The following is an 11,395-nucleotide window of genomic DNA, read 5'->3' on the forward strand; positions in this document are numbered from 1 at the left end:
GCGAGGTGGTCAACACCTCCGGCAATATCGAGACCACGAACGGTGATATCACCATTAAGACCGGTCATCTGCTGAACCAGAGGGATGGGTTTACCACCAGCACTACTGAACAATCATTCTCACAAAATAGTGCTGCGTCTATATGGGTAAACCTCGGTGATATGGATAAAAGTAAACTGCAATATAATATCTCGCAGGATTGTACGGGCGCGACAAATGAGCATTGTCGTGATTCCGTTGCTTTTCTTTTAAAAGCGCCATACGACGACATAACACAAATGGTGAGTCAGAAAGAAGTTATCGCTTCTGCTTCTGGTGGGGTAGCTCGTATAGCTTCAGGAAAAAGCCTGACTGTAGCAGCCGCACAACTGGATAATTTTGCCAGTGATATTCTTGCAGAAAATGATATTTATCTTAGTGGTGGCACTCTTAATAATGAATCAGCAATAACAGGGAAGACCACGATATATCAGGTTTATAGGTGGTTACGTGTTTGCGATGCCTATTGTCAGCAACTTAAGTGGAAGGATATTCCCGAATATACGCGAATCAGGGATCTGGTTGAGACCACAAAAACAGCGGGTGGGCGATATCGAGAATACATTGCACAGCCGGGTCGTATTACCGAGAGTACCCAAGGAGACACGTACCGCGCAGTTATCCAGGCCGGTGGTAATATAAGCGCCAGTTTTAGCAGTAATATCAGCAATACCAATACCACCGCTAATGCGGGGAGTGTCAGTAGAACTCTCACTGCCCCGTCACTGAGTACTCTGAGCAATCAAAGTATTAGCGGTAGCGTGGCAAAACAGGCGCTGGAAGAGGGCCCGGCGGTGGTGAACTCACCGCAGTGGCAGGATCAGCTGCACAACGCCCTGCAACAGATCAGCGGCGGCAACGCACTGAACGAAATGGGTACCCAGCAAAAAAGCAGCGCTAACCTCGGCAGCCTCGCCAGTGCAGGTGTGACTAACGCGGTGCTGAAAAACATCGCACCCGGCCAGCATCAGGGTAAATCTGTCGACACCAGCGCTTATCCGCTGCCGTCCGGCAATAATGGCTATTTTGTGGTGTCGGATAACCCGAAAAGCCCGTATCTCATTACCATTAACCCGAAACTCGACGGCCTCGGGCAGCTTGACCCGAACCTGTTTGGCGATCTGAACAAACTGCTCGGCATCACCCCGCCGTCCGCTCCGCGCGAAACCAACAGCGCCTATACCGACGAGAAAAAATTCCTCGGCTCCTCGTACATGCTGAGTCGCATCAAACTGAACCCGGACTACGACTACCGTTTCCTCGGCGATGCGGCATTCGACACCCGTTATGTCAGTAACGTGGTGCTGAACCAGACCGGCAGCCGCTACCTTAACGGCATCGGTACCGATCTCGACCAGATGCGTTACCTGATGGATAACGCCGCCAGTGCCCAGCAGTCGCTGGGGCTGAAGTTTGGTGTGGCGCTTTCCGCCGATCAAATCGCTTCGCTCGATCACAGCATTCTGTGGTGGGAAGCTGCCACGATTAACGGCGAAACGGTGATGATCCCCAAAGTTTACCTGTCGCCAAAAGACGTGACGGTCAACAACGGCAGCGTCATTGCCGGTAATAATGTCAGCCTGAAAGGCGGCAGTGTCACCAACAGTGGCAGTACGCTGTTGGCGAAAAATGATCTCGGTGTGGAGAGCGACGGGCCGATCATCAATACCCAAGATGCATTGATCAAAGCGGGCAGCAATGTTGATCTGAGTGCGATTGGCGATATCAACAACATCAGCGCTGCCATCAGCGGTAAAACGGTGGTGCTGGAGAGCCTCGAGGGCAGCATCAATAACCTCACCCTTGCCGACCAGTACTCGCTGGATGCAAAAAGTAAACGGGGTTCGGTCAGCATTAAGGACACAACGCTGGGCAGTATCGCCAGCATTACCGCACAGGATGGCCTGTCGCTGACGGCGGGCAAAGATATCACTCTGACCGGCTCCACGCTGAAATCGGGGGGCGATGTGCTGGTGAATGCGACGGGCAATATCGCCGTTAACGCCATCCAGAAAAACGATGCTTATGCTCAGTCAGGCTTCACTTCGGGCTATGCCCGCACAACCGCGACCAGTCATGCCGATGTTTCTTACCAGGGCAGCGCCATTACTGCAGGTGGCAATCTTGCGATGCGGGCGGGTAACGATCTGACGCTGAGTGCCAGCAATGTCAGCGCCGGGAAAAACGTACAGCTCGCAGCTGGTAATGACCTGAACCTCAACGCAGAGAAGACCAGTCAGAACAGCCGCAACGGTAAAAGCGAAAACCACAGCACTGGCCTTGATCGTACTACTGTCAGCGCGGGAAATAATCTCACGCTGACCGCAGGCCAGGATATCAATTCGCAGGCCGCCGGGCTGGCGGCAGAGCAACAGGTTGGTATGCAGGCAGGCCGCGACGTCAATTTGCTCGCTGAATCCACCACTAAAGGTGATAGCTACAAAGCCAGCAAGAAAACGGTGATTAACGAGCAGGTGCGCCAGCAGGCTACTGAAATTAGCAGCGGCACCAACACGGTCATCGTGGCTGGTCGCGACATGAACGCAGACGCAGCACAGGTTCTGGCAAAAGGTGACGTCGGTGTTTCCGCCGGGCGCGATATTAACCTGAATACCGCCACCGAAAGCGACTATTCGTACTTTGAAGAAACCAAAACCAAAAAAGGTTTTCTGAAAAAAACCACTACCCACACCATCAAAGAAAACAGTCAGACCAACGAAAAAGGCACGCTGCTGAGCGGTGATAACGTCTCGCTGAACGCCGGTAATAACCTGCTGGTGAAAGGATCTGCTGTGGCTGCCGAAGGGGATATCGCCCTGAAAGCGGGCAACGATGTCACCGTTGAAGCGGCGACGGAAGAGTCTTCTCACTACAGCATGAAGAAGACGAAGAAAAGTGGCGTCTTTGGCGGTGGTCTGGGCATCACCATTGGTTCGCAGTCTTCTCAGGTGTCGCGTAAGGGCAGCGAAGTTGCGCAAAGTGATGCGCGCAGTGTGATCGGCACCACTGGCGGTAACGTGATTATCAAGGCCGGTAACCAGGCGACACTGAGCGCCGCCGATGTGGTCGCGGCGCGTAATCAGGGCGATACCGAGCGTAAAACCGGCCATATCGACATCACCGCCAGCGATATTGCAATTATCCCTGGTAAGGATGTGGTGCAGGAGACGGTGAAACAGTCCAGCAAGAGCAGCGGCGTGGGCATCTCCCTCTCCAACCCGATTATCGATGCGGTGCGCAACGTGCGTGACATCATCAATATGGGCGGCAGTGGCATCACACAGGGGAAAACGCTGGCAGGTGAAGCTGCAGCGACCTTTGCCGATCTCGGTAGTGGCACATCATTGCCGATCAGCTACGGGCGTTCGTCGTCAAAAAGCGAATCCCATTATTACGGTGAGTTCGCCACCGGCAGCAGCTTGACAGCGGCAGGTAATATTCAGTTGGATGCCACTGGGGCAAAAAGCCCGGGCGACGTGCTGATTGGTGGCAGCCGCCTCGGTGCGGGCGAAGCGGTGATTATTGATGCGAAAAACAATATCGATATCGCCACTTCAACCGACAAAGAACGCCTGAGCACCAGCGCCAGCAGTAGTAGCTGGAGCATCACAACGCAAGCACCTACCATCGGTTCTGCTATCCGTACAGTGAGTGGCGGGCCAAACCACGGCGCTAAAATTCTGCCGTTCGGCATGGAGACATCCAGCAGCAAGGGGGACAGGCAGACCACCACTCAGACCGGCAGCGAGATTTCCGCGAAGGATATCTACATCACCAGTCAGAACGGGCATGTGAATGTTTCAGGTAGCTCGCTGGCATCAATTAACGACCTGCTGTTATCGGCGAAAAACGGCGATATCAACATCACCACCGGCAATAACACCGTCAATGACAAACAGAGCGGCAGCCAGAGCATGGTCGGTGCCCTCGGCGGCGACGGTTACAGCGGCAAAGTCGGCTACAGCAGTTCAAAACATGCCTCACAGCTCGACAGCAACCAGCAGAGCACGCTGCGTAGCCAGATTGCCAGCAAAGACGGTGATGTGGCGTTGCAGGCGAAAAAAGATGTGTCGGTGGACGGCGCGGATATCAGCGCCGGTAAGTCGTTAGCGATCAGTGGCGAGAATGTGCGCCTGGATGTCAGCGAAGATCGTCTGCATACCCAGAGTGAATCTTCTTCGACGCAATACGCCGCGACAGCGTCGGCATCTGGTTGGGTCGTCTCCGCCGCACAGGCGCTGGAGAATGCTGCACGCTCGGCAGAAGAGGGGCGCGATCCACGCCTGACGGGGATCTATGCCGCGCAGGCCGGGCTGACCACCGCTGTTAACGTGGCGAAAGAAGCCTATGACTCGTCAATGGTGCGGGTGAGCGTGGGGGTTTCTGCCGGCTCCTCGAAAGAGAAACAGGACTACCACAGCCAGCAGCAGCAGGGCAGCAATCTGGTTGCCGGAGAGTCGGTGATCGTCAAAGCCGATCAGGATATCACCGCCCAGGGCATCCATATTACCGGTAAAAACGTGGTGCTGGACGCCGGACGCGACATCACGCTGACGGCAGCGCAGGACACGGATAAACAGAAGAGCAGCAGCAGTGGCAGTCAGTACTCCCTGGGCGTGAGCTTCTCGGCGATTGGCCAGCAAAACGGTTTCTCAGTGGATATCGGTGCAAGCCGTTCGCAGAGTAAAGAGAACGGCAGCAGCCTGATTAACCATAACAGCCAGATCCATGCCGACGAGACGCTGAACGTCAATAGCGGGCGCGATACCACGTTGCAGGGTGCGGAGCTTCATGGCGATCGGGTGATTGCCGATGTAGGTCGCAACCTGAACATCAGCAGCCAACAGGACAAAGCCGAATACGACAGCAAATCCAGCTCCACTGGTGTGAATGTCAGCATCTGCGTGCCACCTATTTGTGCGGGTTCCTCGGTGCAGGGCAGCGTAAGCGTCAGCAGCGGTAAGATGAATAACGACTATCAGTCGGTCATCGATCAGAGCGGGATTTTTGCCGGTAAGGGTGGCTTTGATATCAACGTTGGCAGCCACACCCAACTGGACGGCGCAGTGATTGCCTCGAATGCGGATGCAGCGAAAAACCGTCTCAGCACCGATACGCTGGGTTGGAGCGATATTCATAACAAGGCTGCGTCCAGCGGCAGCCAATTCGGCCTGAGCGTGTCTGGCGGCGTGGAGAAAGTCGAGAAAAACGGGGATCTCAAAAACACTACCAACGAGACCGCGAAAGAGAACCAGAAAGGCGAGTATAAAGCGACGCCTGGCGGGCTGCCGTCGATGACAATGGCGAGCGTGTCGGAAAGCGCCGGCAACGCCACGCACAGCGCAGTGGCCGCCGGTGAAATTATCATCCGCGACAAGGCGAACCAGCAGCAAAATGTGGCAGACCTGAGCCGCGACACGGAAAACGCGCACAAAGCGCTGGAAAACAATTTCGACAGGCAGGACATCAAAGACAAGCTGGAGATTCAACAGCAGGCGACGTCGCTGGGTACGCAGGCCATGACGACGTATATGGACAGCAAGCTGGATGCGGCGAAGAAGAAAGTGCGTGACGAGATGGCCGCACGCGGTGAGCTGAACGGCCTGAGCGATAAGGAGATCAACGACAAAATCACCGCGTCGGCTGAATTTAAAGAGGTGGATAAGCAGTACGGCATCGGTAGCCCGTTCTGGACCGCCAGTTCGGCGATGACCGGGTTACTGGCGGGTGTGCTGGGCGGCAATGTGCAGAGCGGTATGGCGGCGGGCGCGGCTCCCGTACTCGCAAAACTGGTGAAAGAGGCCGCAGGCAAAAACGAAACGGCACGTATTGCGCTGCATACGGTGATTTCCGCTGCGCTTGCCAAAGCTCAGGGCGGTAACGCGACTGCCGGTGCTCTCGGCGGGTTTATCGCCTCAGCCGGGGCGGAACAATTTGCCCAGGCGCTATATGGCAAAGATGCCGATCAGTTAAACCCGGATGAGAAGATGGTGATCCTCAATCTGGTGTCGGCAGTGGGGGCAGTCGGCGGCGGTGTGGCAACCGGCAACACCAACGGTATGGTCAGCGCAGGGAATGCGGCGCGGGTTGAGGTTGAAAATAATTCTTTAAACGCTAAAAACGTAATTGACATGCATAAGGAACTCGAAGAGGCCAGGCGAAACGGCGAGGATACGCTGCCAATTTATGAAAAGTATGCTGAAATCAGTGAAAAGAACCGTGAGGAAGCCATAGCGAAGGAGTGCTCCGGTAACCCGTTCTGCGCCAATGCAGCATTGACAGAAGCACAGGCCGGAACAGAGATTGTAAAAAGTCTGAGTCGTTTATCCGTATTTTCAGACCTGAGTGGAGATGACCTTGCACATTTGACCCGTTTTGTAATGGCGGAGAATGAAGACAGTGCTGCAGCAATTTATCAGTCATTGCCGGATTATGTGAAAGTAGCGTTGTATGGTAAGGAAGCCTTAGAAACACTGGGCTTAGGTGTTGCGGTTGGTGGTAAGGGACTGGCTGCGCTTGGAGTGGTGGGGAAAAATCAGGCGGCAAAAGGAACAACAGTTAATGGATATAAGATATCCAACGGTTCGGATAAGGTAATTGCTAAAGCGGATTTGGAGCATCCAATTGTTCAGTCTCGTATAAATGTAAAAACCGGAGACTCAGAGTCTGGATGGGTGCATGTACAAAATCGTCATTTTTCAGGTAAAGCCAATGCTAGTCAATTTACAATTAGCGAAACCGAAGCCAAAAGTATTTTAGGTAGCCCTAGTGTATCTCAGATTCCAATTGGCAATACGAGGTCATCTTTCAATAAAGTGACGGGGCAGATAGATACTCTTTATGAACGGGTAATTGTACTAGATAAAAATATCGGGATAGATAAATTTAGTGGTAAGCCCACTAATACAATAACTGTACTTACTGATAAAAAAGGAAATTTAGTAACGGCAACGCCGGGGAGAATAATGTGACTGACAATTATGCATCAAGTGAATTCAACAAGATGGAACGGGAAGTTATTATTCCTTACTTGAATAATATATTTTGTTTGGTTAGCTCAGTATGTTGTCTGTATCATATGGTTGAACAGGGAGAGGATATTTATACCTACCTTGTTAATGGTGAAAAAGTTATTACTCTTGAGGTGTCTCGAATTGATAAATCAGTTATATCAGACACCACAATGACTATTGAAGAATATGCAAAAATGAAAAAAGGTAGGCAATATCATCGTTATCTGAGGGAGCTTTTAGAATTATCACAAAGAGATGACTTTCAGATTTAGCTTAGATAAAAAACCTAAAATAGACTTCAAATTCCGGTCTGAATGTCCGGAATTAAACTCTCTGCCGTTTGCTCTCCTGAACTCTTCCCCGAAAATAGGGCCACGTTAAGCAGGGGTATCGGTCTCTTTTCCATTTTACTGGGAGGCATATCCGCCGTGAAAAATACCCGTTATACTAAATAATAGATTGCGTTTGTGCTGAAACAGGCCGAAATCGGCACCCGTGTCGGGGAAACCTGTAGAGCGATAGACATTTCTGAAGCTATCTTTTATAACCAGGAAAAGAAACTTGTCGGTCTGGGTGTAAGGGAACTGTGGTGTCTTAGGCGGCTAGATGACGAAAATGAGCGGCAGAAGAAATTGGTGGCTAACCTGAGCTTGGACAAGGAGATGACAGAATAGGGCAAAGCCTGGGGTTATATGAAGAGATTAAGCAATTGATGGTTGATAAAGGGATAGAAAATTTTAATGTAGTAATCACCTCATGCTATGTGGATTGCAAAAAATGAAAAAATACGCCAGCTTGATGTTCCTTGTTTTTCTCGCTGTGTTCTCTCTTCGCGCGATGGCGACGGAGGAAATAAAAAACGGTGTACTCCAGGCTTACTGGCAACCGAACTGGAATGCTGATGCAACGGTCAATACGCCAGAGTTAGCGTTTCGCTATTTTGCCCTGGGTAATAAAAAGAAAGATAACAAAATAATTGATATTACGGTTAAGGGCAGTGAAGCGCAGAAGATCGCATTTATCAAAAAGAACTTTAAGAATATCCCGGATAATTTCTTTACGTTTAAAGAGTGGTACGTTAACCAACCCGGTACGATGAAAGTACCTGCGGTGATTAACTATATGGAGTGCAACGCAGATAACTATAAAGCCGATCTGCTGTCATTCCAGCCGGATGATACTGCAAAAAACGCGGACGATATGATCGCTCAGGATTTTGGCGGCTGTGGATCAGGTACGCCTTATCTTGTGTTATATCAGCTGAAAGAGGGGGAAAAGACGTTCTCCCTGAAAAGCGATGCCAGTGAAACAGCGTCTGATGTTGCGTCGGTTAGCAGTAATGAAACGCTGGCTAAAATCAGAACCGTTGATAAGGCGTGGATCTATGTTGCAGTTTACGACGAAGCTGAAAAAGGGCATCTGAGCCACAAACGTGGGTTTGTTAAACTGAGTGCTCTGACTCCGCTAAACTGATAACATACTACACAGCGAGTGATCATTCATTGCCACTGCTCATGGCATTAACGCTATGAGCAGTAAATTATTGGGCACGGAGGCTTATTTCTCACGGTTAAGTCTTACCTCAAACTCCTGGCATATAATCCCGCTCTAAATGCAATGCCAGCGACAACTTTGTCTTTTCCCTGTCCGTATTGAGTTTGTTCTTATCCCATCACATCATTTTGTTTTTAAAAGGAGTTTTAAAAATGAAAGCAATGGTGGCATTAGCGGGCGCGCTGTTACTCAGCGGATGCTCAACTTACAATATGTTTAAAGAATATAACCAGAGTATCAAAGATTATACCGGTCAGAATCGCGTGGGCGTGGCATTTGACCTTGCGAATACCCAGGCGCGTATTTACCCGGAAACAGACCGCTGCATTAACCTCTACTCTAATAAAAACGGGTTTATTGGTTCCGGCTCAATGACAGGCGACCACAAAAGAATTGGTGTTCCTTACGTCGCCGGCATGTCACAAAACCGTGATGAATACTGGGTCAGCGCGGAAAAATTTATCAGCGTGCGCATTCTGTATGCCGGCCGGGATGGCAGCGGTGGGATCCTGACGAACCAGGCGCGAGTGAATGAACGCTATGTCACCTTTCAACCGGAGCCGGGCGCCTATTATTACGTTAAGGTAGAACGCCCAGACACTTCTCACCTGGCGGAACGGTATTTAAAAGTCTACAAAATCGTTGTGCATGAGTCCGGCCGCAAAGAACTGGAACCGGTTCGGGAGTGGGGCATCCATAACTGCCCGGGCCAAAAACCGTGGTATAGGGTTAACGGCGCAACAATATAATTACTGCCACTCCAAAACGGTTATCTCCGGCGATAACCGTTCCTTCCTGATATTCCTTACATAGCGATATTCTTATTAGTCTCATCCTTCCCCGGCAGCATCCGCTTACGCAGGTCGGCTTGTAAGCCACAAAAAATGCCGCTTAGACGATATATGGCATTGTATTGTCATAAGTTTGCTAAGGACGTATTGCTATAAGCCATACTTTTTCGTTGTTAGACAGGGTATGGCGCGGCTCTTATCTTTCGTCATGATTTGTAAATTCATCTCATTGTTGATAAGGGAGCAATTTTGGCCAGGTTACTGAATAGCTTAAAAACAAAACCCACGCGCTTCACTCTTGCTCTGCAAATCGCGCTGCTTAGCGGTGTAATGACATTCTCTTCCGTAAGCACTGCCGCAGAACCCCTGAAAGAGGGGATCACCCCGGCCACTGACGCAAGCCAGGTGCCTGCAACGGCAAAACTGCGTAAAGACACGGTTGTCGCGGGTATCTCTGAACCCCAGGGGATTTTTAACCCTTATTTCTTCGTTAACGGCTGGGACGAGAACGTCACCAATGTTATTTTCTCGCGCCTTATTGACTGGGACAGCGAGGGCAAGCTGGTGCCGGGCCTGGCGGAAAGCTGGACTGTCAGCCCGGACAGTAAGGTCTATACCATTAAGCTGCGCCCGAACCTGACTTTCAGCGATGGTTCGCCGCTAACGGCAGAAGACGTCGCATTTACCCTGACCGTGTTATATGACCCGAAATATGACGGCGACACCGATATCACGCTCGCTAATATTGCCGGTGGTGCCGAGTACAAAGCCGGAAAAGCAGACAGCGTCAGCGGCCTGAAAGTGATCGACCCATTAACCCTGCAAGTCACCACCACTCAGCCAGGTGCCACCACGCTGGCAAAAATCGGCGGGCCGGTGCTGTCGAAAGCGTATTACGGCAAAGAGTACCAGCGTGGCAACCTTGATTACCTGCGTACACTGCACGGCAAACCGCTGGGCAACGGCCCATACGTCTACGAGAAATACATTCCTGGCCAGGAGATCCGCTTCCACGCCAATACGCATTTTTACCGTGGCACACCGCCCACGCCGCGCTTTATCTACCGTGTGACCAATCCGTCGACTAACTTCCAGCTGTTCCAGACGGGTGAGACGGATTACGACTCCTTTACTTCCCGCCCGGACGATATTGAACAGCTGCAACTGCTCGGTTTCGCCAATATCAACCTGTTTGGTTCCAGCGATTACAGCCAGGTGGAATTTAATGTTCGTCGCCCGGCCTTGCAGGATGTGAAAGTGCGTCAGGCGCTGATTTACGGCCTCGACCGCCAGAAGCTGATCGACGTGGTGTACCAAGGGTATGGCAAAGTCGCTATTGAGCCGATTGCCCCTATCTCCTGGGCCTATAACGCCGAAGGCGTAAACCCCTATAAATTCGATCCGGCACAGGCGAAGAAACTGCTCGATGAAGCAGGCTGGAAACCGGGGCCAGATGGTATCCGCGTGAAAGAGGGCAAACGGCTGGAGCTGACGCTGCTGGCGAGCAAAAAAGTGCTGAACGATGCGCTGATCCCCATCGCCAAAGAGAACTGGAAAAAGATTGGCGTGCTGCTGAAACCACAGGTCGTGGACTTCAATGCGCTGATGGCGCAGCGCAAAGCGGGTAATTATGACCTGGCGACGTTCAGTACCAGTACGCTGAACGATCCACATGATGGCGTGTGGGATTTCTACAGTACCGAAGCCAAAGAGTCGGGTTATAACAACCCGCAGGTAGACAAGCTTATCAACGAAGGCAATGCGGTGCTGGATGTGGAAAAACGCAAGCCGATCTACCACCAGCTTTACAAAGTGCTGGCAGACGATCCGCCGGTGATTTTCCTCGGTTATCGCCAGATCCTCTCGGCAAGCAGCGCCCGCGTCACCGGCTTTAAACCGGATATTTATAACGGCCTGACCGGCAGCCTGCCGGACGTCAAAATCGTTAAGTAACGTCATCGACACCCAGCCGCTGGCATGATTCGGCGGCTGGTATGA

At 51.5% G+C, this 11,395-nt stretch carries 5 protein-coding genes and 1 pseudogene; all 6 read left to right on the plus strand.

Going from position 1 to position 11,395, the window contains the following annotated elements; all coding sequences use genetic code 11:
* Positions 1-800 precede the first annotated feature (800 nt).
* The 6 genes and pseudogenes from RTX30_RS21645 (at position 801) to RTX30_RS21670 (ending at position 11,350) form a co-directional block, all read left to right on the plus strand.
* Complete coding sequence (locus RTX30_RS21645) at positions 801-7,010, plus strand: hemagglutinin repeat-containing protein (RefSeq protein ID WP_312692743.1); 6,210 nt, start codon at positions 801-803, stop codon at positions 7,008-7,010.
* A complete protein-coding gene (locus tag RTX30_RS21650; RefSeq protein ID WP_312692745.1) occupies positions 7,007-7,324 on the plus strand; it encodes a hypothetical protein in 318 nt (105 codons plus the stop codon). Before RTX30_RS21645 ends, RTX30_RS21650 begins: the two co-directional genes overlap by 4 nt.
* Before the next feature lie 186 nt (positions 7,325-7,510).
* Positions 7,511-7,723 (plus strand): annotated as a pseudogene (locus tag RTX30_RS21655) (transposase); the annotation flags it as partial.
* Positions 7,724-7,829: 106 nt separating this feature from the next.
* Entirely contained in the window at positions 7,830-8,525 is a 696-nt protein-coding gene (locus RTX30_RS21660) for a hypothetical protein (protein WP_312692747.1), read from the plus strand.
* A gap of 233 nt (positions 8,526-8,758) precedes the next feature.
* Positions 8,759-9,355 carry a hypothetical protein gene (locus tag RTX30_RS21665; RefSeq protein ID WP_312692749.1) on the plus strand — a complete coding sequence of 199 codons (597 nt, stop codon included), beginning with the start codon at positions 8,759-8,761 and terminating at the stop codon, positions 9,353-9,355.
* A gap of 291 nt (positions 9,356-9,646) precedes the next feature.
* Positions 9,647-11,350: an ABC transporter substrate-binding protein gene (locus RTX30_RS21670; protein WP_312692751.1), complete on the plus strand. Its 1,704-nt coding sequence runs from the start codon at positions 9,647-9,649 to the stop codon at positions 11,348-11,350.
* Positions 11,351-11,395 lie beyond the last annotated feature (45 nt).

The sequence above is a fragment of the Kosakonia sp. genome (assembly GCF_032052965.1).
Taxonomy (GTDB): Bacteria; Pseudomonadota; Gammaproteobacteria; order Enterobacterales; family Enterobacteriaceae; genus Kosakonia.